Origin of the sequence: Kribbella sp. NPDC051586 (assembly GCF_044453965.1) — a bacterium.
GTDB lineage: Bacteria > Actinomycetota > Actinomycetes > Propionibacteriales > Kribbellaceae > Kribbella.
Window position 1 is genome coordinate 410,513 of record NZ_JBITDF010000001.1, and the last position, 23,665, is coordinate 434,177.

At 69.0% G+C, this 23,665-nt stretch carries 22 protein-coding genes; 11 read left to right on the top strand and 11 right to left on the bottom strand.

Annotated elements, in window-relative coordinates; genetic code table 11:
• Positions 1-13: 13 nt before the first annotated feature.
• The 4 genes from ACIA58_RS02115 to ACIA58_RS02130 are packed head-to-tail and all read right to left on the bottom strand — an operon-like array spanning position 14 to position 3,773.
• Positions 14-667, bottom strand: a complete 654-nt coding sequence (locus tag ACIA58_RS02115) for an HAD family hydrolase (RefSeq protein WP_396401738.1) — start codon at positions 665-667, stop codon at positions 14-16.
• The gene (locus ACIA58_RS02120; RefSeq protein WP_396401739.1) at positions 664-1,686 is read right to left on the bottom strand and encodes an alpha-hydroxy-acid oxidizing protein; all 1,023 of its coding nucleotides are present in this window, start codon (positions 1,684-1,686) and stop codon (positions 664-666) included. The genes ACIA58_RS02115 and ACIA58_RS02120 overlap by 4 nt, the downstream gene beginning before the upstream one ends.
• Positions 1,574-3,205, bottom strand: coding sequence for a nitrilase-related carbon-nitrogen hydrolase (locus tag ACIA58_RS02125; RefSeq protein WP_396401740.1), 1,632 nt, complete (start codon positions 3,203-3,205; stop codon positions 1,574-1,576). The genes ACIA58_RS02120 and ACIA58_RS02125 overlap by 113 nt, the downstream gene beginning before the upstream one ends.
• Positions 3,189-3,773, bottom strand: a complete 585-nt coding sequence (locus ACIA58_RS02130) for a TetR/AcrR family transcriptional regulator (protein ID WP_396401741.1) — start codon at positions 3,771-3,773, stop codon at positions 3,189-3,191. Before ACIA58_RS02130 ends, ACIA58_RS02125 begins: the two co-directional genes overlap by 17 nt.
• 163 nt (positions 3,774-3,936) lie before the next feature.
• Between ACIA58_RS02130 and ACIA58_RS02135 the strand changes: the two genes are divergently transcribed.
• From ACIA58_RS02135 to ACIA58_RS02160, 6 genes are read left to right on the top strand one after another with little or no spacing between them, the layout of a single operon-like run.
• Positions 3,937-4,935 carry a hypothetical protein gene (locus ACIA58_RS02135; RefSeq protein ID WP_396401742.1) on the top strand — a complete coding sequence of 333 codons (999 nt, stop codon included), beginning with the start codon at positions 3,937-3,939 and terminating at the stop codon, positions 4,933-4,935.
• Positions 4,925-6,121: an MFS transporter gene (locus ACIA58_RS02140; protein ID WP_396401743.1), complete on the top strand. Its 1,197-nt coding sequence runs from the start codon at positions 4,925-4,927 to the stop codon at positions 6,119-6,121. Before ACIA58_RS02135 ends, ACIA58_RS02140 begins: the two co-directional genes overlap by 11 nt.
• A 35-nt stretch (positions 6,122-6,156) precedes the next feature.
• A complete protein-coding gene (locus tag ACIA58_RS02145) occupies positions 6,157-7,404 on the top strand; it encodes a DUF445 domain-containing protein (protein ID WP_396401744.1) in 1,248 nt (415 codons plus the stop codon).
• A complete protein-coding gene (locus tag ACIA58_RS02150) occupies positions 7,401-7,973 on the top strand; it encodes a DUF402 domain-containing protein (RefSeq protein WP_396401745.1) in 573 nt (190 codons plus the stop codon). Before ACIA58_RS02145 ends, ACIA58_RS02150 begins: the two co-directional genes overlap by 4 nt.
• Before the next feature lie 24 nt (positions 7,974-7,997).
• Positions 7,998-8,549: a SigE family RNA polymerase sigma factor gene (locus tag ACIA58_RS02155; protein ID WP_396401746.1), complete on the top strand. Its 552-nt coding sequence runs from the start codon at positions 7,998-8,000 to the stop codon at positions 8,547-8,549.
• Positions 8,546-9,913 (top strand): hypothetical protein, encoded by a 1,368-nt coding sequence (locus ACIA58_RS02160; protein ID WP_396401747.1) that lies wholly within the window; start codon positions 8,546-8,548, stop codon positions 9,911-9,913. The genes ACIA58_RS02155 and ACIA58_RS02160 overlap by 4 nt, the downstream gene beginning before the upstream one ends.
• Here ACIA58_RS02160 and ACIA58_RS02165 read toward each other — a convergent pair.
• Positions 9,910-10,662, bottom strand: a complete 753-nt coding sequence (locus tag ACIA58_RS02165; RefSeq protein ID WP_396401748.1) for a sugar phosphate isomerase/epimerase family protein — start codon at positions 10,660-10,662, stop codon at positions 9,910-9,912. The genes ACIA58_RS02160 and ACIA58_RS02165 overlap by 4 nt on opposite strands.
• Positions 10,663-10,793: 131 nt before the next feature.
• Between ACIA58_RS02165 and rarD the strand changes: the two genes are divergently transcribed.
• The 5 genes from rarD (at position 10,794) to ACIA58_RS02190 (ending at position 15,815) form a co-directional block, all read left to right on the top strand.
• Positions 10,794-11,711: an EamA family transporter RarD gene (gene rarD / locus ACIA58_RS02170; protein ID WP_396401749.1), complete on the top strand. Its 918-nt coding sequence runs from the start codon at positions 10,794-10,796 to the stop codon at positions 11,709-11,711.
• Positions 11,712-11,775: 64 nt separating this feature from the next.
• Positions 11,776-12,252, top strand: a complete 477-nt coding sequence (locus ACIA58_RS02175) for an RrF2 family transcriptional regulator (RefSeq protein ID WP_396401750.1) — start codon at positions 11,776-11,778, stop codon at positions 12,250-12,252.
• Between the two features lie 93 nt (positions 12,253-12,345).
• Complete coding sequence (locus tag ACIA58_RS02180; RefSeq protein ID WP_396401751.1) at positions 12,346-12,807, top strand: cupin domain-containing protein; 462 nt, start codon at positions 12,346-12,348, stop codon at positions 12,805-12,807.
• 20 nt (positions 12,808-12,827) lie between these two features.
• The gene (locus ACIA58_RS02185; RefSeq protein ID WP_396401752.1) at positions 12,828-14,342 is read left to right on the top strand and encodes a phospholipase D family protein; all 1,515 of its coding nucleotides are present in this window, start codon (positions 12,828-12,830) and stop codon (positions 14,340-14,342) included.
• Between the two features lie 78 nt (positions 14,343-14,420).
• Positions 14,421-15,815, top strand: a complete 1,395-nt coding sequence (locus ACIA58_RS02190) for a cytochrome bc complex cytochrome b subunit (RefSeq protein ID WP_396401753.1) — start codon at positions 14,421-14,423, stop codon at positions 15,813-15,815.
• Here ACIA58_RS02190 and ACIA58_RS02195 read toward each other — a convergent pair.
• The 6 genes from ACIA58_RS02195 to nuoN form a co-directional block, all read right to left on the bottom strand.
• Positions 15,774-16,886 (bottom strand): XdhC family protein, encoded by a 1,113-nt coding sequence (locus ACIA58_RS02195; RefSeq protein ID WP_396401754.1) that lies wholly within the window; start codon positions 16,884-16,886, stop codon positions 15,774-15,776. The genes ACIA58_RS02190 and ACIA58_RS02195 overlap by 42 nt on opposite strands.
• Positions 16,879-17,361 carry a (2Fe-2S)-binding protein gene (locus ACIA58_RS02200; protein ID WP_396401755.1) on the bottom strand — a complete coding sequence of 161 codons (483 nt, stop codon included), beginning with the start codon at positions 17,359-17,361 and terminating at the stop codon, positions 16,879-16,881. Before ACIA58_RS02200 ends, ACIA58_RS02195 begins: the two co-directional genes overlap by 8 nt.
• 7 nt (positions 17,362-17,368) lie before the next feature.
• Positions 17,369-19,666: a molybdopterin cofactor-binding domain-containing protein gene (locus tag ACIA58_RS02205; RefSeq protein WP_396401756.1), complete on the bottom strand. Its 2,298-nt coding sequence runs from the start codon at positions 19,664-19,666 to the stop codon at positions 17,369-17,371.
• A 126-nt stretch (positions 19,667-19,792) separates the two neighbouring features.
• Positions 19,793-21,016 carry a PucR family transcriptional regulator gene (locus ACIA58_RS02210; protein WP_396401757.1) on the bottom strand — a complete coding sequence of 408 codons (1,224 nt, stop codon included), beginning with the start codon at positions 21,014-21,016 and terminating at the stop codon, positions 19,793-19,795.
• A gap of 46 nt (positions 21,017-21,062) precedes the next feature.
• Positions 21,063-22,085 (bottom strand): polyprenyl synthetase family protein, encoded by a 1,023-nt coding sequence (locus ACIA58_RS02215; RefSeq protein WP_396401758.1) that lies wholly within the window; start codon positions 22,083-22,085, stop codon positions 21,063-21,065.
• Entirely contained in the window at positions 22,082-23,662 is a 1,581-nt protein-coding gene (nuoN, locus tag ACIA58_RS02220; protein WP_396403295.1) for an NADH-quinone oxidoreductase subunit NuoN, read from the bottom strand. The genes ACIA58_RS02215 and nuoN overlap by 4 nt, the downstream gene beginning before the upstream one ends.
• Positions 23,663-23,665: the final 3 nt, after the last annotated feature.

Consider the following 23,665-nt stretch of genomic DNA (forward strand, 5'->3'; position numbering starts at 1 on the left):
TCTGTCGCAGAGACTACATGAGCTCGAGCAGGTCCGGCAGAGTGTGTCCCACGGTGCGATCCAGGTGCCGCGCCGCCAGTCCGGCCGCCTGCGCGGCGAGCACATCCAGGTCGAGGTTGTCGCCGATCATCAGAACCTCGGACGGCTCGACCCCCAACGCCTCGCAGGTGCGCAGGTAAGCCTCGGGCGCGGGCTTGCTGAAGCCGAGGGCCTCGGACGTACACACCACGTCGATCAGGTCCGCCAGGCCGATCGCGGCCAGCTTCGCGTTCTGCTGCACCGTGTTGCCGTTGGTCAGTACGCCGATCCGCCAACCGTTGCCCCGGGCAACCTCCAGCGCCGGCCGCGCGTCCGGGTACGCCGTCCAGCTGCCCTGGTAGTGCCGCAGGTAACCCGTGAAGGCCTCGTCCTGGTCGGCGTCGGCAGTCGGGACCGGTTGGCCGATCAACGGGAGGAACTCGCGCAGGCGGACACGGCGCTGGCCCTGGTGTGTGAGCTCTCCGGACAGCCAGCGGCCGTAGACGCGGTCCTCGATCCCGAACCACTGCGCGACCAGCTCGTCGGTCGGCGTACCGCCGAGGTCCGTGACCCAGCTCCGGACCGCGTACGTCGCCGACAGCGTGTGGTCGAAGAGGGTGTTGTCGAGGTCGAAGATGACGGCCTTCATGCGCGCACGACCGAGTCGCGGTTGAGCTCGCGGTGGTTCGCGTACCCGGACAAGGCCAACGTCAGGTCGAGCTCGGCCAGGAAGCAGCGCAGTACGTGCTCGACACCGGTCTGCCCCGCGAGGGCGAGGCCGTACAGCAACGGACGACCGAGCAGCACCGCCTTGGCTCCCAGGGCGAGCGCCTTCGCCGCGTCCGAGCCGGTCCGTACGCCGGAGTCGAACAGGACCGTCAGTTGTTCGCCGACCGCGTCCGCGATCGCCGGCAGTGCGTCCAGGGAGGCCACCGCACCGTCGACCTGGCGACCACCGTGGTTCGAGACCACGATGCCGTCGACGCCGTGCTCGGCGGCCAGCTTGGCGTCCTCGACCGCGGTGATGCCCTTGAGGACGATCGGGCCGTCCCAGTTGTCGCGCAGGAACGACAGGTCGTCCCAGGCCAGCCCGACGTTCGGGAAGATCTGCGCCCAGAGCATCACCGCCGCGCCCGGGTCCTCGGCGACGGGCTTGGCCAGCTTCGACCGGAAGGCCGGGTCGCTGAAGTAGTTCGCGAGGCCCTCCCCCTTCAGGAACGGCAGGAACCCGCGGTCCAGATCGGCCGGCCGCCACCCGATCGTCCCGGTGTCCAGCGTGACGACGAGTACGGCGTACCCCGCGGCCTTGGCGCGCTGCAGGAAGCTGAGGCAGACGTCGCGGTCGGTCGGGTAGTACAGCTGGAACCACTTGTTGCTCGCCTCGATCTGCTCGATCGCGTGGCTCGCCTGGGTCGAGTGCGTATAGGTGAGGCCGAGGGTGTCGGCGGCCCGTGCCGTCGCCAGCTCGCCGTCCGGATGTGCGAGGGTCTGGACACCGATCGGTGCGACCAGGACGGGCGCGGGCATCGCCGTACCGAGAATGGTGCAGGACAGGTCACGTTCGGTGCTGCCGCGGAGCATCCGGGGCGCCAGGCGCCACCGGTCGAACGCGGCCTGGTTGGCCCGCGCCGTCGCGCCGCCGCCCGCGCTCGGCACGATGTACCCCATCGCCTCCAGCGGGAGCTTCCCGGCCGCCTGCGACTCCAGCCGGGCCAGGTCCGTCGTGATCTCCGGCTTCGTCCCCTGCAACATCCCCTGCAGGTAGATCTGCAACTGGTAGTCCCCGAAGTTGGCCATGCCGGATGTTTTCACGCCCGCCGCGGGACCTCAACCACAGCAACCCGGCCAGGGCGACCAGACAGCACAGCCAGGCGAACCAGTCACCCCAGGCGGTGTAGATCGTCCGGTCGATGCCCGGCCGGAGCTCGCCGATCAGGACGGCCGGGCCATCCTTGGGAGCGGTGGTCTCCGCGACGATGCGGCCGTTGGCGTCGGTGAGGGTCAGGCGGCCCTGGCTGCCGTCGCGGGCGATCGGGATGCCGTTCTCGATACCGCGGAGCAGCGCCATCCGGCTGTGCAGCCACCCGTCGTCGACGAAGTCGAGCGCGGGGACGAGCAGGAGCGAGGTACTGAGTTCGCCGTACTGACGGGCCAGCGCCGGGAAGTCCATGTCCTTGCAGATCATCAGCCCCCAGGTGTCGTACGTCGCCAGCTGGTCGCCCGGGGTGTACGGCTCGATCCCAGGGATGAGGTGGTGCTTGTCGTACGACGTGGGCGCGGTGCCGTCGGGATGGAACATCAGGGCGCGGTTGTGATCCCCGTCGCCGAGAACCGTGAGACCGACGACCAGCTCGATCTTGTTGCTGGCGGCAAGCGTTTGGAACTGTTGCGAGAGCTGTGGGAGATCTCTGGTCTCGACGTCGATCATCTTCTCCGGCAGCAGCACGATCTTCGCGCCGGAACTGGCGGCTCGGGCGACCAGTGGGCGATAACGCTCGAGAATCGCCGGTCCACCGGCATTCGGCCAGCGGGCATTGCCGGCTCCTTGCGCGGACACGACGGCGATCTTCACGGGCCGGCTCTGCGGAGTTCCGTGCAGGCGGACGGCGCCGTACAGACAGGTGCTGATGGCAACTATCACGAGGGCGCCGACGAGCATCGGCTTGCGGGCGGCAATCACCGCGGCCGGGAGAAGCAGCAGGAAACTCAGCCCCCACGGCCCGGTCAACGACACGATCTGGTTGACCGGGGCAACTTCCACCTGCGTGTACGCAAGACTCGTGAACGCACCGTGCGGCGACACGGCCGCGATCACATAGTCAAGCCCGGCCCACAAAGCCGGAGCCGCGACCGCCGCCACGATCGGATGCCCCCGCACGACAAGCCCTCGGAAGAACACCACGGTGAGCGCGAACACCCCCGCCAGCAACAGCAGGAACACCAGCACGACGACCGGCAACTCCAGATCACCCAGCAGATACCGCGCAAGGTTGGACAATCCCAGAAGCCAACCCACACAGGCAGTCAGAGCCGCCGCTCCGGCCCGAAGACGAGGAGCCACGAGAAACACCGGAACAGGCGCAAGCCAGGTCAGAGCGGGGATCGCGTGCAAGCCGGACCCGAAGTACAACAGCACCCCGGTGCCGGCAGCCGCCGCGATCGCGACCCGTCTAGATACGTAGTTCATTGATCATCCTTTCGCCCAGGCGGAGGCAGAGGGCGCGGAACTCGGAGTCCGGCATGCCGATGCGGTCGCCGTGGTGGAGTTGGATCAGGCCGTGGAGGAGAGCGGCGAACATCAGGCTGGTTTCCCACAGGTCTGCGTCGGCGCGGAACAACTGCTGGTCGACGCCCGCGATGATCGCGTCGGCGACCAGGTTGAGTGTGGGTGACCTGCGAGCCTGGAAGTCCGCGGGGAACTTCCGCGCCTGGTCGCGCCGCTCGGTGAACATGTAGTCGTACAGCCGCGGCTGCCCGAGCGCGAAGTCGACGTGGTCGATCAGCATCTCCCGCAGCAGCTCGTCCGCCGCCACGGGACGCTCGGCCGACTCCCAGCGCCGCACCAGCTCGACGAACGCCGCGTCCGCGACCGCGTTCAGCAACGACTCGCGATCCCCGAAGTACTGGTAGATCGCCATCGGCGTGATGCCGACCGCGGCCGCCACCTTCCGCATCGACACCCCGGCGGCGCCGTGCTCGGTCAGCAGGTACGTCGCCGCGGCGGTGATCCGGTCCTTGGTCGTCACGTCTCTCATGACGACCATTAAATACACATTCCCTATACGCCGTATAGGCAGAATGACCCTGACCGGACCCTGAGCCATGACATCCGTCAGGCCCGGGGCCGGACGTCCGTCAGCGCAGGATCCGGACGGATCGCATCCACCCGACCGGCCCGCGACCACGAGAGTTGTGGACATGACGAACACGAATGTGGTGACCGCCCCTCAGCGCTACAGCGTGAAGCGGAGCCTGCCCGCCCTCGGCCTGTTCTTCCTGTCTCCCCTGGTCGCGGAGTTCCTGCTCGGGAACATCCCGATCAGCGCCCTCTTCGCGCTACTGGGCCTGGCGCCGCTGTACGGCGGCGGCGCGGTCCTGATCCGGGAGATCGTCCGGCGGCGCGGCTGGGGCTACCCGAGCGTGGTGGTCCTCGCGCTCGCGTACGGCGTCCTCGAGGAGGGCATCACCACGCAGTCGCTGTTCAACCCGAACTACGTCGACCAGCGGCTCCTGGACCCGGGGCACATCGGCTTCCTGGGCATGGGCGCGCCGTGGACGGTGTTCGTGCTCGGACTGCACACGATCTGGAGCATCACGATCCCGATCGTGCTGATGGAGTCGATGTCACGCCGGCCGCGTGATCCGTGGCTGGGCAAGGTCGGGCTCAGTGTGTACGTCGCGCTGTTCGTGGTCGGCATCGTCGCCACGACCGCGGTCCAACTCGGGATGGACTCCTTCGTCGCATCGCCGGCCCAGTTCGCCGGCGTCGCGGTCGCCATCGTCGTACTGGTCGTCGTCGCGGCCCGGATCGGCCAGCGGCCGCGGCCTCGCACCGCGGGCACGGTGCCCCCGGTCTGGCTGCTCGCGGTGGCCGGCCTGGCGGTGAGCTCGGGCTGGATGGTCGCGAGCGACGTGGTGAAGAACGGCTGGCTGGGTGCGGCCGTGATGCTCGTCATCGACGTTGTGGCAGCCGTCGTCCTGGTGCACTACTCGCGGCGTACGAGCTGGACACAGAAGCACACGATGGCGGTCGCGGGCGGCGCGCTGCTCACCTACGCGTGGCACGCGTTCCCCGAGACGCCGGTCTTCGACGCCCCGCACACCACCGATCTGGTCGGCAACACGGTCTTCGCCCTCCTCGCGGTGGCCCTGCTGATCTCTGCGACAATCAGGTGTGACAAGTTCGGTGACTCCTGACACACGCGGCACTGCGCGGCACGTCAGCCTGGCGTTGTTCGCGCTGGCGACCGGTGGTTTCGCGATCGGGACCACCGAGTTCGTCACGATGGGGCTGCTGCCGCAGATCGCTGACGGCGTACACATCTCGATCCCGACGGCCGGCCATGTCGTCTCGGCGTACGCGCTGGGCGTCGTGGTCGGCGCTCCGTTGATCGCGGCGTTCGGCGCGCGGACCGGGCGGAAGCGGTTGCTGCTCGGGCTGGTCGCGGTGTTCGTGGTCGGCAACGTGCTGTCGTCGGTTGCCTCGAGCTACGAGTTCCTGATGGCGGCGCGGTTCCTGTCCGGGCTGCCGCACGGCGCGTTCTTCGGGATCGGCGCCGTCGTCGGCGCGTCGATGGTAGCGCCGGAGCGCCGGGCGCGGGCCGTGTCGATGACGATGGTCGGGCTGCCGGTCGCGAACATCATCGGCGTACCGCTGACGACCTTGCTCGGGCAGAAGCTCGGGTGGCAGGTGCCGTTCCTCGCGGTCGGGGTGCTCGGGCTCGTGACACTCGTCGCGGTGTGGTTCTGGGTGCCGCCGCAGCCGGTCGGCAGCGACGTGAACGTCCGGAGCGAGCTGAGTGCGCTGGCGCGGCCGCAGGTGTGGATGGCCCTGCTGGTCGGGATGGTCGGCTTCGGCGGGATGTTCGCGACGTACTCCTACATCACGCCGACGATGACGGAACTGGCCGGTTTCTCGGAGTCCGCGGTGACGATCGTGCTCGCCGTGTACGGCGTCGGCATGACCGTCGGCACCGTACTGGGCGGACGGCTGGCGGACCGCTCGCTGATGGGCAGCGTGTACGGCGGACTGGTCGCGGTGGCCGTCGTACTGGGGGCGTTCGGCTGGCTCGCGCAGACGCGGACGGGCGCGCTGGTCGCCGTGTTCGCGATGGGGTGCTCGGCGAGCATCCTGGTGCCGGCGCTGCAGACCCGCTTGATGGACGTCGCGCACGAGGGTCAGTCGCTGGCCGCGTCGCTGAACCACTCGACGCTGAACATCGCCAACGCGCTGGGCGCCTGGCTCGGCGGCGTCGTACTCGCGGCCGGCTACGGCTACGAATGGCCGAGCCGGCTGGGTGCCGCGCTCGCGGTCGCCGGTCTGCTGCTGGCGCTGATCTCCGGCCTGATGGAACGTCGAGGGACAAATCAGGTGCTTGCCTGACCTGATCATCACCGCCCACTTGGTTGAATCGGGGTATGGCGACCATGACCCTGAGCGCTGCCGACCAGGTACGGCGGAGTGGACTGCGGCGGATGCGGTCGGTGGCGTTGGCGCTGCTGGTGCTCGCGGCCGTGATCTACGTGGCGACGCTGCACCTGAGCGGCGGCTGGGCGTACCTGAACGCGGCGGCCGAGGCGGCGATGGTGGGTGCGCTGGCGGACTGGTTCGCGGTGACCGCGCTGTTCCGGCGGCCGCTCGGGCTGCCGATCCCGCACACCGCGATCGTGCCGACCCGCAAGGACAGCCTGGCCGAGAGCCTGGAGCAGTTCGTCACCGAGAACTTCCTGTCCGAGGAAGTGGTGGCCGAGAAGATGCGCACCGCGGAGGTGAGCCGGCGGGCCGGTGAGTGGCTTGCCGACGGCAACCACGCCGAGCGGATCGTGGCCGAGGGCGCGCGGACGATCGGGGCGGCGTTGCCGAAGCTCGGCGACGACGACGTGTCGGCGTTCGTGCGGGGGTCGTTGCTGCCGCGGTTCGTGAAGGAGCCGTTGAGCCCGATCGCCGGGCACTTCGTGCAGTCCGTGGTCGAGGACGGCGCCCATCACGCGCTGTTCGACCTGCTGATGGTCGAGGCGTACGACTGGCTGGCGAACAACCGGGAGCTGCTCGCGGACGTGGTCGGCCCGCGGGCGCCGCGCTGGTCGCCGCAGTGGGTGGACCGGATCGTGATCGACCGGATCCATCGCGAGGCGCTGGCGTGGCTGGCCGACGTACGCGACAACCCGTCGCACCCGGCGCGACGCGCGGTCGACCGGCTGCTCGCGAAGCTGGCCGACGACCTGCAGCACGACCCGGAGACGATGGAACGCTTCGAGGCCTGGAAGGCGCGGATGCTGACGCATCCGGACATGGGTTCGAGCCTGACGGCGGTCTGGGACGCGATGCGAACGGCGCTGATCGACGCGATCAACGACCCGAACAGCACCCTCCGGTCCCGCGGGATCAGAGCCCTGCACGACCTCGGCCGGCGACTCCAGGACGACGAGGCCCTCCGCGCCGGCGTCGACGACCGCGCGGCCGAGGCGGTCGGATACGTCGTCCGCACGTACGGCACCGAGATCGTCTCGGTCATCTCCGACACGATCGAACGCTGGGACGGACGGGAGGCCGCCGCCCGGATCGAGCTCCACGTCGGACGTGACCTCCAGTTCATCCGCATCAACGGGACCGTCGTCGGAGCGCTCGTCGGGCTCCTCATCCACACGTTGAGCCAGCTGCTGTGAAGACGACGTACATCCGCAAACGCAAGCGGCCGTCGGGGTCGGGGCTCTGGCCGACGTACGAGCTGGGGACCGACGCGTTCGGCACGTGGTTCTACACGCCGGCGCACTCGCTCTTCCGGGCGAACAACGGCGAGGTGTGCGAGGTCGCCCAGCTCGGTCCGGGTCTGCCGGGCGAGCATTCGGTCCACCTCGCGCCGTACGACGGATGGTGGTTCGCGTACTTCCGCCACAGCGGCCTGCTCCACGTCGACGTGAGCACCCAACCGGCGCTCGTGGGCGCTGAGTGGACGTTCGAGGACCTGGAGCTGGACCCGTTCCGCCGCGCGGACGGGACGATCGGCACCGAAGACTGGGACGAACTGGCCGACGCCCACGCCGCCGGCCTGGTCACCGACGCCGAACGCCAAGCAGCCGAAACCGCCGCCCACACCTTGGAGCACGACTTCACCGCAGGCACGGAACCCTTCGGCCGGGCGGGCTGGGAACGCCTGGCAGCAGCGATAGAACTGGATCTGCCGCCGCTGACAGACTTCGGCGACCGCCCGCTCGACCAGGAGGCAACCATCTGAGCGGGCCAGCTGGTCCAGCTGCATGTGAGCATTGAGGATGGCGTAGTCACGACGGGGGTGACGCGGATGCGGGCCAGCGACGGCACGGGCAGCTTCGATGCGTTCGTGGTGGCGCGGTCGCAGAGCTTGTTGCGGACCGCGTACCTGCTGACCCGCGATCATGCGCTCGCCGAGGATCTGGTGCAGACCGCGCTGGCCAAGGCGTGGTTCCACTGGGCGAGGATCCGCGAGGACAACCCGGAGCCGTACGTCCGGCGGATCCTCGTCACGACGTACTCCTCCTGGTGGCGGCGCCGCTGGAACGGCGAGATACCGACCGAGGAACTGCCGGAGTCCCCCGTCCCGCACGGTGAGGACCGGCTCGACCTCTGGGACGCGATCGGCCGCCTCCCGCGCCGGCAGCGCATCGTGGTGGTGCTGCGCTTCTACGAAGACCTCACCGAAGCCGAGACCGCCCGCCTGATGGGCAGCAGCGTCGGCACCGTGAAGAGCCAGACCGCCAAGGCCCTGGCCAAACTCCGCGTCGATCCCGCCCTCACCGCGGGTACGACGGCAGACCTGGAGACCCCGCGATGAACCTCCAAGACCTGCGCGACGAGCTGGCCACCCGCGCCGCCTCCACCGACCAGCACCCCGCCGACCTGCTCCCCGGCGTCAAGCACAAGATCCGCCGGACCAAGCAGCGCCGGATCATCTCCGCCGCTGGTACGGCCGCGGCAGCGCTGGCGATCGCCGCCACCGCCGTACCGGGGGTGCTCAACACCCCGGCACCCGACCCGGCCGAGCACCCGTCGTACACGCAGAACGGCTTCACGCTGCCCGGCGAGCTCGACGGCGACGAGCTGCTCAAGGGCTGGGCCGGGCACGTCGGCGAGAACCAGCTCTCCTTCGACTGGACCCCGGCGTCGAAGGAGATCAGCTTCGTCAGCCGCTGCAAGGTCGATTCCGAGGTGCTGGTCTGGGTACGCGTCAACGGCGTCACGGTCGACACCGGTCCATGTACTCGGGACGGCGGTCCGATCCGCAACGCCGTACCGATCCAGAGCATCCTCTGGAACGACGCCCCGATCGGCCGGCCCGCGAAGGTCACCGTCGACCTGGTCGATGCCGAGGGACGTGCCGTCCACGATCCGAAGCAGCAGATCGGGGTCGGCATCTACGCCGACGAGTCAGAGAGCAACAACCCACCGGACCAGACGCGGCCCGGCGACTACGTGCTCGGCGGACTGCAGTTCCGCAAGCAGGTCGGCACGCAGACCAGGCTCGGCGCGGTCATCGGCGATCGCGGAGCGATGCAGGTCGCGACGAGCTTCGTCCCCACCAGCCACGCGGTCGTCGTCCAGACCGTCGGTACGCCGCAGGACTACCTGTACAACCCGTCGGAGTACCGCGTGCAGGTCCGCTTCGGCGACGGCACGACCGTCAACGGGTACACGTCGGCCGGCGACCAGTCCCAGGTCGACACGAGTGTGCCGCTGCAGCTGACGGGACCGCCCGGTCGCCCCATGCGGGTGACCGCCCGCCTGGTGGACAAGAGCGGCAAGCCGGTTTCGGTGCCGCAGGCAAGGATCGGGGTGGCGATCTACGATCCGGGGCCGCAGGTCCGGCAGAACGGGATCGACTTCGACCGGGAGAAGGTGTCCGACGGCACGAAGTACCGCTTCGTCCGCTCGGTCGTCGTACCGGCGACCCAGGGCCGGGTCCAGCTGACCACTCCGGTCGGCAAGCCGTTCATCTGGTCGTACGGCAGCGTCGGGATCGGCGCCGGGGTGTGGACGCGCTGGGACGGCCTGGACGCGCACCAGGACGGCCCGATGAGCGGCGGCTTCGGGTGGCACGACGAGAGTCCGCAGACCGAGCCGAAGACGGTCGACTTCTACGTGAACGCCGGCAAGCCGACCGGCGGCAAGCTCGCCATCGCGCTGTACGAGCCGGCCTAGACCCAGCTGTGCAGGTCGGCCGCGTCCTTGGTGAACTGCTCGGGCGAGTCCTCGGCGACGAACTCGAGCAGGGCGTTGATCTCGCGGGGCTCGGCGGCGAGGCGGTCGAGGATCGGGCGCCACAGGGACTCGCGAGCCGCGAGCGGCAGCCGGTTGTTGGACGGCCACCAGGAGAACACGTGGACCGTGCTCAGCCACGGCATCAGCGCCTCGAGCTGCTGAAGGCACTGAGCGTCGTCCAGGTCGACCGGCGGCTGCCAGTACGTCTTGAGGTTCGATGCGCCGACGTCGAGCAGCAGCGTGATCGTCGAGTCGACCTCGTCGGTGAGCGTGTTGCGGTGGAACTCCATCGCGATCTCGATCCCCGAACCGGCGGCCATGTCGGCCAGCTCGCCCAGTCCACGCGTCACCGCCATCCGGTCCCCGACGCCCGCTTCCGCCGTACCGACGTTGCCGGCCCAGACGCGGATCCGGGGAGCGCCGAGCGCCTCGGCGGTGGCGACCGCGGAGCGCATCTCCTCCCGGTCGACGTTGCCGGCCCGCAGGTACGAGCCGTACGCCGCGATCTGCAGGCCGTGCACCTCGGTCAGGTTCCGCACCCGTTTGGCGTTGACGAGGTTGCCGAGCGGGACATGCACGTCACCGCCCCACTCGATCGCCGCGAGCCCGGACTTCGCCGCCACCTCCACCACCTGGTCGACCGGCAACTGACGGAACGTCACCGAGACCAGACCGGTCCTCACACCCACGCGTGCCTCCTGGTGTTCACACCACCATCCAACCCCATCACACCAGCCCGCCCACGCCCCACGTCGCACCTCGTCTCACGTCATGAGCAAAGTTGTTGGATGCGACTGTCGCGGGGGCTTACGCTGACGCCGTGCCGGAACAGCGAAGAGGATTCACCTACGGGTTCAGCGCCTACCTGATCTGGGGCCTGTTCCCGCTGTACTGGAAACTCCTCGACCAGTCCGGCGCGATCGAGCTGCTGGCCCACCGCGTGCTCTGGTCGCTGGTCACGATCGTGATCCTCGTCTCAGTACTGCGGAAGTACGGCCGGGTGAAGGCACTCCTCGCCGAGCCGCGCCGCCACTGGCCGTTGATCGCGGCGGCGTTCCTGATCTCGGCGAACTGGGGCACCTACATCTGGGGCGTCGGCAACGGCCACGTCGTGGAGACCTCGCTCGGGTACTTCATCACGCCGCTGTTCACGGTCCTGCTCGGCGTCTTCGTACTGAAGGAACGGCTTCGTCCGCTGCAGTGGACCGCCTTGGCGATCGCCTTCGTCGCCGTGCTCGGACTGGCGATCGAGAACGGGAAGCCGCCGTGGGTGGCGATCATCCTGACGTTCTCGTTCGGGTGCTACGGACTGGCGAAGAAGCAGGCCGGCGCGGGCGCGATCGAGGGGATGGCCGTCGAGTCCGGCACCGTCGCCCCGCTGGCGCTCGCCGCGATCGTCGTACTCGGGCTGCAGGGCCACGCGACGGTCACCCACCACGGCACGGGGTACCTCGTCCTCGTGCTGCTGACCGGCCCGATCACCGCCGTACCGCTGCTCCTCTTCGGCGCCGCGGCCACCCGGATCTCGATGACGACCCTCGGGCTGCTGAACTACATCGCCCCGATCATGCAGTTCATCTGCGGCCTGCTGATCTTCCACGAGCAGATGACGTCGATGCGCTGGGCCGGATTCGGCCTGGTCTGGGTCGCGCTGGCCATGTTCACCTTCGACAGCATGCACTCCCGGCGCCGGACCCTCGCCCTCGAACGCGCCGCAGTCACCGCCTCCGCGGTCTGACGCACCCCGCCGATCCACTCGAACTGCTTGACGCCACCTATTCAGGACATCTAATATCCAGGTTATGAAAATGAACGAGGGCGTCGAGTGGGCGATGCACAGCTGTGTGAATCTCAGCTGGGCGTCCGGCGAGGCGGTTGCCGCCAAGCGGCTCGCGGCCTTCTACAACCTGCCCACGGCGTACCTGAACAAGCAGCTCCAGGCACTCGCCCGGGCCGGCATCCTCACCTCGGTCTCCGGGCCGAAGGGCGGCTTCCAGCTGGCCCGCGACCCGCGCGACATCAGCCTGCTCGACATCGTCGTCGCGATCGACGGAGCCGACGACGCGTTCCGCTGCATGGAGATCCTCAAGGAGGGTCCGGGCGCCGACGCGCGGGCCGACTACACCAAGGTCTGCGTGATCTCGCAGGCGATGCGCGGCGCCGAGCTGACCTATCGCCGCGAGCTGGCGAGCAGGTCGATCGCCGACATCGCGGCCGAAGTGGTCCGCCTCAACCCGAGCGCCCCGGGCAACACCCGCAACAGGTTCGCCAACCTCTGATCGGCTCGGCGCTCGTCTCACCCACGCATTGATTCTGGATATTCAATGTCCTCAATCATGTCTTTGCCCTACGCAACTGAAGGAGAAACTGTCATGACTGTTCTGGTTCGTGCCGACGAAGCCGAGGTTCTGTCCGCGAGCGGTGTCACGTTGCTGGCCGACGTGCCCGACACCCACGGCCATCTCACCAGCCACCGTTCGATCTTCCGGCCCGGCAAGGAAGGCGCTCCCCCGCACCAGCACCGCGAGGCCGCAGAGTTGTTCTTCGTGTTGAAGGGATCGCTCCGGGTGCTCGTCGGTGAGGACCTGGTCACGCTCGAGCAGGGCGACTTCCTGCTCGTCCCGCCGAACACACCGCACGCCTTCGAGGCCGCCGGCGACGTACCGGCCGAGGTCCTCTTCGTCCTCACGCAGGCCAAACCCCGCTTCGGCTACTACCGCCTGCTCGAGTCCGCCTACCGGGGAGAGACCAGTTGGACCGACGTCGCGGAGACCAGCGACGTGTACGACAACCACTATGTGGAGAGCCCGGCCTGGCAGACGCGTCAGGTCTGAGCTGATGGGCACAGGGAGCCATGGCGCACGACTGGTTCCTGACAGCGGCCGAACGCGGAAACCCGGCGACAGACATCGACTCCGACGGTGCCTGGTCCGAGGGCAACCTCGTCCGGCCGCTGGTGCACGGGGCGACGTACTTCCGGCGTCTGTACGACGAGCTGTGCAAGCTGCAGCGTGGAGACCGGGTGTACTTCACCGACTGGCGCGGTGACCCGGACGAAGTGCTGTACGACGACGGTCCGTCGATCGGCGAGGTGCTGTGCGACCTCGCCCGGTCCGGAGTCGAGGTCCGGGCGCTCCTGTGGCGCTCGCACTCGGACCACCTCAGCTTCAACTCGCGGGAGAACCAGCACCTCGGCACCGAGCTCAACGAGGCCGGCGGCGAGGTGCTGCTGGACCAACGGGTACGCCGGCTTGCGTCCCACCACCAGAAGCTCTTCGTGATCCGGCATCGCGACGATCCGGCCGCCGACGTGGCCTTCGTCGGCGGCATCGATCTGTGCCACGGCCGGCGCGACGACGAGCGCCACCTGGGTGATCCGCAGACCGCACCGATGGATCCGCGGTACGGCGACCGGGCGCCGTGGCACGACCTGACGCTCGAGATCCACGGTCCGGTGGTCGGGGACCTGCTGCGAACCTTCGTCGAGCGCTGGGACGATCCGCATCCACTCGACCGGCGGACGCCGTACCGGATGGTCATGCAGCGGCTGGCCCGGATGCCGCGGCACCCCGGCGACCTGCCGGAGGCGTTCCCGGATCCGCCGACGGCCGGGAAGGACACCGTCCAGGTACTGCGGACGTACGCGCACAAGCATCCCGGATTCCCGTTCGCACCACGCGGTGAGCACAGCATCGCGCGCGCCTACCTGAAGGCGTTCGGCCGGGCGAAGTCCCTTATCTACCTGGAAGACCAGTACCTGTGGTCCGAACCGGTGGCCGAAGCGCTCCGGGAAGCGCTGGAACGATCTCCGGAGCTGAGGATCATCGCGGTGGTACCGCGGTACCCGGACCAGGACGGCCGCATCAGCGGGCCGCCCGCACGGCATGCCCAACTGGAGGCGCTCCACCGGCTGGACTCCGACCGCGTCGCCGTCTACGACCTCGAGAACGACGACGGCGTACCGATCTACGTCCACGCCAAGGTCTGTATCGTCGACGACGCCTGGATGACCTGCGGCTCGGACAACTTCAACCGTCGCTCCTGGACCAACGACAGCGAACTCACCTGCGCGATCGACGCCCCCGACCTCGCCCGGTCCCTCCGCGCACAGCTCTGGTCCGAACACCTCGGCGAACCCGACCCCGACCTGGACCCGATCACCGGCTTCAGCAACTGGCGGACAACAGCCGCAGCCCTGGACCAGTGGCACGCCGGCGGTCGCCGCGGACCACGCCCCACCGGACGGATCCGCGCCCATCACCCGCAGCCCCTCGGCCGGTTCGAGTCGCTCTGGGCCGGCTGGCTCGCCGACCACGTCTACGATCCCGACGGCCGCCCCCGCGCGGCCCGCCGCCGGAACACCTTCTAGCGCTGTGTGAGGTCCGACACGGGACGTCACAAACCCGGTCGCTGCGGGGTCGTATGTATGACCGAGGAGGGCCGAATCGTGCCGGGTCCCAATCTGCGCAATCTGCGCGATCTGCGAGCGAGAGTGTTCCCTGACCACTGGACGCTGCTGTTCGGCCAGATCGCCTTCTACAGCTTCGTCGTGGTGACGCTCACCGGACTCGTGCTGATGGTCCCGTACGAGCCGTCGGCCGGACACGTTGTGTACGACGGATCGTACGCACCGCTGCACGGCGTACAGATGTCACAGGCCCTGGACTCGACGATGAAGATCAGCTTCGAGATGCGTGGCGGCCTGCTGATCCGCCAGATGCACCACTGGGGCGCACTGATCATGGTGGCGGCGATCCTGCTGCACCTGTTGCGGCTGTTCTTCACCGCGGGGTTCCGCCGGCCGCGGCGGCTGAACTGGCTGGTCGTCTTCGGGTTGCTGATCATCACCCTGGGCGCCTGCCTCACCGGTACGTCGCTCCCGGACGACATGGCGTCCGGCACGAGTCTCGCCGTACTCGACGGCGTCCTGCAGGCGACTCCGTTCGTGGGTACGCAGCTCTCGGCCCTGCTGTTCGGAGGGGACTTCCCGGGCGATGTGATCACCCGGTTCTACCCGCTGCACATCATCGTCCTGCCGGCACTACTCGTTGTGCTCTTCATCGCCGGCGGAGTCCTCGCGCTGAGGAACAAACCGGCGCAGTTCGCGGGCCCCGGGCGAACCGAGGACAACGTGGTCGGAAGTCGGGCAGCCGTCGCTGTGGTCAAGGGCGCGGGCCTGTTCTGCTTCGTGGCCGGGGTGGTGGGTCTGATGGCCTCGCTGGCCACCATCAACCCGGTGTGGCTGTTCGGCCCCGCCGATCCGGCGAACACTTCCGCCGGAGTCGGTCCGGCGTGGTACCTCGCCTTCCTGGACGGTGCCCTGCGGCTGGCGCCGGGCTGGGAGACCGTCTGGTGGGGCAGGACCATCAGCTTCGCCATCCTGCTGCCGGTCGCGGTCTGCACGCTGTTCCTCGCCCTCGTCGGGATCTACCCGTTCATCGAGGAGCGGGTGACCCGCGACCGGCGGGAGCACCACCTGCTCGAACGCCCGCGCAGCAACCCGATCCGCACCGGCATCGGTGTGGCCGGAGTCGTCTTCTACGGCACACTCTGGGCGGCCGCCGGCGCCGACACGATGGCCGTCCAGTTCCACCTCTCGGTGAACGCTCTCATCCACCTGTTCCAAGCACTGCTGATCCTGGGCCCACCGGTCGCCTTCACGATCACCCGCCGCCTCTGCCTTGGCCTGCAGCGACGCGACGCGGAGATCGCGACGCACGGGATCGAGACCGGCCGGATCCTCCGGCTCCCCAGCGGCGGGTACGTCGAACAGCACCGCCCGGCCAACCGTCAACTCACTTCACGGGAGGACGGCCGCGTGGATGCGGCCGGTCGTCGTTGACAACGGCCGGGCGCTCGCCGCGCTGCGCTGCGCGATGATCTCGGCAGCGATCGAGATCGCCGTCTCCTCGGGGGTCCGCGCGCCGAGATCGAGCCCGGTCGGCGACAGCAGCCGGGCGAGCTCGACCTCGGTGACACCCGCGGCCCGTAGGCGGGACAGCCGATCGTGGTGGGTCCGTCGCGAGCCCATCGCGCCGATGTAGCCGGCGTCGGTCCGCAACGCCAGTTCCAGCAGCGGTACGTCGAACTTCGGATCGTGGGTCAGCACGCACAGCGCCGTACGGCTGTCGACCTGGTCGAGTGCCCCGGCGAGGAACCGGTGCGGCCAATCGACCACCACCTCGTCCGCCTCCGGGAACCGCAGCCGGGTGGCGAACACGCCACGCGCGTCGCACACCGTCACGTGGTACCCGAGGAACTTGCCGACCCGGGCGACCGCGGCCGCGAAGTCGATCGCGCCGAACACGAACATCCGCGGCGGTGGTGTGAACGACTGCACGAACACCGCGACCTCGGCACGCCGGCATTCCCCGTGGACGCCGTACTCCCGGATCGCTGTGGAACCGCTGTCGAGCATGGCCACGGCATCCTCGACCACAGCGTTGTCCAAACCCGGATCGCCCAGGCTGCCGGTGACTGCATCCGGCCAGATGACCAGGCGACGGCCAAGACGATCGCCCGGCGTGACCACGGTCGCAACCGCAACCGGCTCACCCGACTCGATCGCGGCCGTGACCGCCTCGAACTCCGCGAACGACGCCGCATCTACCGGCTCGACGAGAACTTCGACCACACCGCCACAGGTCAGCCCGATGGCGAACATGTCCTCGTCGGAGACGCCGTACCGACGGACCGCCGGTACGCCGGTCCGGACGACCTCCTCAGCCACGGCGTACACGTCGGACTCGACGCAGCCGCCGGACACGCTGCCGACCGCGACCCCCACGCTGGACACGGCCATCGCCGCGCCGGGCTGGCGAGGAGCCGAGCGGAAGGTGTCGATCACCGTGGCGATCGCGAACCGATCACCCTCGGCGTACCACCCACGGACGTGCTGGACAACGTCACGCACCCATCTGCTCCGCGCCGGCCTTCACCGCTTCGCGGATTCTCGAGTACGTGCCGCACCGGCAGATGTTGCGCAGCTCGTCGAGGTCCGCGTCGGTGATGTCGCGGCCCTCCGCCTTCGCCTGCCGGACCTTCGCGACAGCAGCCATGATCTGGCCCGGCTGGCAGTACCCGCACTGGGCGACGTCGACACTCAGCCACGCCTCCTGCATCGGGTGCAGGTCCTTGCCGACCGTCGCCGGCAGCCCTTCGATGGTGGTGACCTCGTCGGTGGGCGCGATGTCCTTCACCTGCACCGAGCACGGGTTGAACGCCTTGCCGTTGATGTGCGAGGTGCAGGCCTTGCACACCTCCAGGGCGCAGCCGTACTTCGGTCCGGTGACGCCGAGCAGGTCCCGGAGAACCCACAGCAGCCGGACGTTGCCCTCGGCCTCGACGCTGATCTGCTTGCCGTTGAGCTTGAAAGTGTGCGTTGGCATGGATTCCTCAGAACGTGTTGTCGAGGCCGTCGGTCGGCGACTGCGGGGTGGACGGCTGCAGCGGCAGCGGCTCGAAGCCGAGCGTGCCGTGGTTGATCGGGAAGTACGTCGGCATCGTGCCGGTCGCCCTGGCGTAGGCACACGCGACCGCGGCGAACGCCGGCGCGACGGCCAGCTCACCGGCGCCGCTCGGGCTCTCGCTGGTGTTCGGCATGATCACGACCTCGACGTCCAGCGGGGAGTTCCACTCGCGGGTGTAGAAGTAGTTGTCCCAGCTGCCTTCGAGCGGGATGCCGTCCTTGATGTGCAGGCTCGAGGTCAGCGCCAGCGCGATCGCATCCTGCAGACCGCCGATCATCTGCGCCTCGAGACCACGGGGGTTGATACAGAAGCCGGGATCGACCACGATCACCGCCTTGGTGACGCGTGGACCGGTCACGCCGTCGCGAACGGGCCGGTTCACCGTCTCGGGCCGGCAGTCGATCTCGACCAGTGTCGCGACCGCGGCCCGGTACTCCGAGTGCACGCCGACACCCTGTGCGGTGCCCTTCGGCATCGCCTTGCCCCACTTGCCGACCTCGGCCGCCTTGTTCAGCACCGCGAGCAGCCGCTGGTCCTTCAAGAAGCTCCGGCGGAACCGGACCGGGTCCTGGCCCATCTTCGCGGCGAGCTGGTCGACCACCAGCTCCTCGGCGCAGACCACGTTCGGCGAGTAGATGTTGCGCATGCTGCCGGTGTTGAACTTCAGCGGGATCTCGTTGAGCAGCTGAGTGGTGACGCCGAAGTTGTACGGCGAGGACTGGCTGAGCTCGAAGATCGTCTCGGCGAACGACAGGTTGCCGCCCACCGGCAGATCCGCCGCGAACGCCGTGATCATCTCGCCGAGGCCGTGACCGAAGTCGGTCTGCACGCTGGTGTGCCGCTGCTCGTAGGTCAGCACGTTGCCGGCCAGGTAGTTCGCCCGGACCCGCGACGTACACATCGGATGGGTACGGCCGTGGCGGAAGTCGTCCGTCCGCGACCAGGACAGCTTGACCGGTTTGCCCATCTTCTGCGAGATGTCCGCGGCCTCGGCCGCCACGTCGTGGAACAGGTGCCGGCCGAACGAGCCGCCGCCCTGGACGACGTGCACCTTCACCGCGTCGATCGGCAGGCCGAGCTGTTTGGCGATGTCCTCCTGGGCCACGATCGGCACCTTCAGGCTGGACCAGATCTCGGCGCTGTCCGGCCGGACGTCCGCGATCGCGCAGTCCGGCTCGAGCGGGCTGTTGCTGGCGAAGGCGAACACGAACTCGGCGTCGATCGTCTTCGACAACAGCGGCGGCACGGCCATCGGCAGCTGGGCCGCGCGCAGCTTCGCCAGCACGGTGGCATCGGACTCGTTGTCCACCGTGCCCGGTCCCCAGGTCGCGTCGACCTTCTGGATCGCGTCGATGCACTGACCGAAGGTGTCCGCCCGGATCGCGACGCCGTGGGCGATGGCGACGACGTCGGTGACGCCCGGCATCGCCCGCAGCGCGCCGAGGTTGTTGACCGACTTCAGCGTCCCGTTGATCGTCGGCGGCCTGGCCACCATGGTCGGCTTCGCGTTCGGGACCTGCATGTCCATCGCGAACTGCTTGCGGCCGGTGACGATGTCGTGGGCGTCGACGCGGCTGCGCGGCTTCCCGAGGACCTTGAACTCCGACGGGGACTTGAGCTGCGCGGTCACCGTGAGCGTCGTGGCGCTGGCCGCCGCCTTGGCCAGCGATCCGTACGTCGCCGTCAGGCCGCCCGGACCGCTCACCACGCCGGCGCGAGCGGTCACCCGGCCGGACCCCACGCCCCACTCGGCGGCGGCCGTGTCGAGCAGGCGCTGCCGGGCGATCGCGGCCGCGGTGCGGACCGGGAGGTACATGCTGCGCATCGAGTTCGACCCGCCGGTGAGCTGGTTCATCAGCAGCTCCGGCCGCGCGTCCGCGAGACCGATCTCGACCTTGTCCATCGGCAGGTCGAGCTCTTCGGCGACCATCATCGCGAACGCCGTGGTGATGCCCTGGCCGACCTCGGCCCGGGGCACCGCGAAGAACGCCGTACCGTCGGTCCGGAGCTCGACGGTGATCAGGCCGGACGTCGCCGCGGCGGCGAGGTTCTGCAGGTCGCCGAGGTCGAAGATGTCCTCCGGCTGCGGCAGTGAGGGAACCGCGGCGTCAGCTTTCTGGGTTTCGGTCGAGTCCGCGATCCAGCTCACGCCGACCGCGAGTGTGGGTGCCGCGATCAGGTATCCGAGGACGCGACGCCGCCCGAGCTGACCTTGTCCGGCCATGAAGGACCTCCGTGCTTGAGCAATGCTGGGAACGCAGTCTGGCACCGGCCGCCGCGCGGCGGGATAGCCGCGATGCCCACGTTTCAAGGGGCTTCACTGTGCACAACGCACAGAGGGGTCCGTCGGTCACGCCGGAGGCGGGAACAGCCTGAAAGCACGCAGCGCAAGGCCGAGCTCCAACCGGAGCCCGTCGTCGTTCAAGTCACGGCCAGTGATCTGATGGATGCGGTGCAGCCGGTTGATCACCGTGTTGCGGTGACAGTGCGCGAGATCCGCGGTACGGCGAACCGATCCGGCCGCGGTCACCCACTTGTCCAACGTGTCCAGCAGCAGCTCACGTTCGGCGGTCGGTACGGTCATCAGCGGCACCAGCCAGGTCTGGACCAGTTGCTCGGCCAACTCCGGTGCACTGAGCAACAACGCCTCGGGAAGCCGGTCCGTCAGCGCCGCCACGTCGATCTGACCCGCGAGCAACGTCCGCCGGGCCAGCATCGCCTGCCGGTACGCGATCTCCACCTCGGCCAGTCCGTTGACAACGCCCGACAGGCCGGCGGGCGCATGGACGGAGTCGCGCAGGACCTGGAGCACCGTCTCGGGCGATTCCATGCCCAAGGCAAGCAAGCCGACGACCGTCTGCGGGCGCACCTGCCACGCGGAGCCGACGCGCACGCGGGCGAGCTGTCGCTCCAGCCAGGCCGCCGTGCAGTCGTCGTCGATCAGGTTGTCGATCGCCACCACCGCGTATCGGCCGGTCACCGGGACGTCGAGGACGGTCGCCGCCTCCTGCACGAACGCGCGATCCTTCGCCCGGCCGTGCAGCAAACCCTCCCAGAGGGTCGATCTCCGGCGCTCGTCAGCACGGACGAGGTGTCGTTCGGCGGCGTGATAGGCGGCCGCGACCTGTGCGGAGGTGCGGTCGACGACCTCCCAGACCTTGCTGGCGACATCCAGCAGCGCCGCGGACTCGACGACACCCTGCGCGCGGGCCTCGTCGATCAATGCCTCCCACACCAGCCGGCCGCCGAGGCGGTACGACCGCAGTACGTCGTCCAGCGGCATCCGCTGCTCGGCCCGGCGACGCCCGGTCTCCAGCGCCGCGTCGAAGTACCGAACGCCGGGGTTCGCATCGGCGACCATCTGCACGACCCGAGCGACGTTGTCATGACACGACCGCCACAGATCCTGCTGTGGCACCGAATCCAGCTCGCGATAAGCGGGGTTCTGCTCGTAGATCGTCTCGACCAGCGCGTCGGTCAGCGCCGGCAGATGCAGCAACACGCTCTCCGCCAGGCTTTCGACGGTCAACGATGCCACCGGCAACGTCGTGTCCGAACCCGCGACCTTACTCATAGTCGGCACAGCATCGCACAACGTCGCCGTGCCGGACAGGCCTTGCTCAGACGTTACGCGTTGCTACCAGGTCGCAGAGGGTGTCGAGGGCTTCGCGGCCGGGGCCTTCGGGGAGGGTGCTGAGGAGCTTGCGGGCGTCGGCGGCGCGGCGGCGTACGTCGTCCTCTGCCTGGGCGAAGGACGGGTGGGAGCGGAGGAGATCGAGCGTCTCCGCCAGGCGGGCGTCGTCGGAGAGGTCGGAGTCCAGCAGCTCCAGCAGACGGACGTCCGTGGGATCGGTCGGGTCTGCCTGCGCCCGGAAGATGAGGACCGGGAGGGTGGGAACGCCCTCGCGAAGGTCGGTGCCGGGCGTCTTGCCGGACTGGTCGAACTCGGAGGCGATGTCGAGCAGGTCGTCGGCGAGCTGGAAGGCCACGCCGATCTCCTCGCCGAAGGCCCGCAGCGATTCCTGGACCTCCTCCGAGGCACCGGCGTACCGGGCACCGAAGAGGGCGGACGTCGCGATCAGTGAGCCGGTCTTGTCGGCGACCACCGACAGGTAGTGCTTCAACGGGTCCTGACCTTCGCCGACGCCCATCGTCTCGCGGATCTGGCCCTCGACCAGCCGGCCGAAGGTCCGCGCCTGGATCCGGACCGCTTCCGGCCCGAGATCCGCGACCAGGTCCGACGCGCGGGCGAACAGCCAGTCGCCGGACAGGATGGCGACCGAGTTGTCCCAGCGCGCGTTCGCGGTGGACGAGCCGCGACGCAGCGCCGCCTCGTCCATCACGTCGTCGTGGTGCAGCGTCGCGACGTGCGTGAGCTCGACGACGACCGCCGCCTTCACCACCTCGTCGGACGCGACGTCAGCACCGAACTCGGCCCCGAGCAGCACCAGCAACGGCCGGAACCGCTTGCCCCCGGCAACCATGACGTGCTGGGCGGCCGCGGTGACGAACGGCGCCTCGGACTGGGTCGCGTCGAGCAGAGCCTGCTCGACCCGCTCCAGCCCAGCACGAACCCGGGACTCGAGCGCCGCATCGGCGAACTCGAATCCCAGGCTCTCGGCCGGCAGCGGGGTCGGACTCAACGGATGAACTCACCAGCTCGGGCCGCCAGGTCGAGCACCGGTCCGGGAACCAGACCGAGAACCACCGTGGCGGCGAGACCCAGCGCGACGGCCGAGGTGGTCTGCCAGCCGGGCAGCGCCACGTCCGGCGCGTCGGCCGGCAGGTCGGAGAAGAACATCAGCACGATCACGCGGACGTAGAAGAACGCGGCCACCAGGCTCGACAGTACGGCGACGACAACCAGTGGCCAGGCGCCTCCGGTCCACGCCGCGCTGAAGACCGCCCACTTGCCGGTGAAGCCCGCGGTCAGCGGGATGCCGGCGAAGGACAGCAGGAAGAACGCGAAGATGCCGGCCAGCAACGGCGACTTCTTGCCCAGCCCGGCCCAGCGGGACAGGTGGGTCGCCTCGCCGCCGGCGTCGCGCACCAGCGTGACGACGGCGAACGCGCCGATGGTCGGGAAGCCGTACGAGACCAGGTAGAACAGCACCGCCTGGGTCGAGGTGATCCCGTTGTGTACGCCGTTGCCCACCTGCGCGAGACCGACGAACGCGGTCAGCAGGAAGCCCGCGTGCGCGATCGACGAGTACGCGAGCATCCGCTTCACGTCGGTCTGCGTGATCGCGACGATCGAACCGACCACCATGGTGAGGATCGCGACGATCCACATCATCGGCGCCCAGTCCCAGCGCGTGCCGCCGAGGGCGACGTAGAAGACCCGCATCAACCCGACGAACGCGGCGATCTTGGTGCAGGCCGCCATGAAGCCGGTGACCGGCGTCGGGGCGCCCTGGTACACGTCCGGGGTCCAGGAGTGGAACGGCACTGCGCCGACCTTGAACAGCAGGCCGACCCCCAGCAGGCCGGTGCCGGCCAGCAGGATGGTGTCGCCACTGGTCTGGGTGGACAGCGCGTCCGCGATCCCGCCCAGCGACATCGTGCCGGCGTACCCGTAGAGCAGCGCGATCCCGAACAGCAGGAACGCCGAGGAGAACGCACCGAGCAGGAAGTACTTCATCGCGGCTTCCTGCGAGATCAGCCGGCGACGACGCGCCAGGCCGCACAGCAGGTACAGCGGCAGCGAGAAGACCTCGAGCGCTACGAAGAGGACCAGCAGGTCGTTCGACGCGGCGAACAGCATCATGCCGCCGACCGCGAAGAGCGTCAGCGGGAAGATCTCGGTGTGCTCGATCCGGGCCGCCGTACCCTCCCGCTCGGCCTCGGAGCCCGGTACGGCGGCCGCCTGGCCGGCGAACGCGGACAGGCCGCCGTCGACCGAACGCTCGGCGAACAGCAGCACGCTGATCAGCGTCAGCGCCAGCAGGATGATCCAGGTGAACAGCGCGGGGCCGTCGACCGAGATCGCGCCCTGGGCGGCGATCAGCTCCTTCTTGTCGTTCATCAGGATGCCGGTCAGTACGCCGGACACGACCACGGCGACCACCGTGATCGCCAGCTGCACCAGGTGCCGCAGGGGCCGGGGCAGGAACGCCTCGCCCAGGACGCCGACGCACGCCGCACCGAAGACGACGAGCAGCGGAGCCAGCTCGTTGTACTCGATCTTCGGCGCCGTGAAGTCCGCCAGCGGCAGCAACATCGC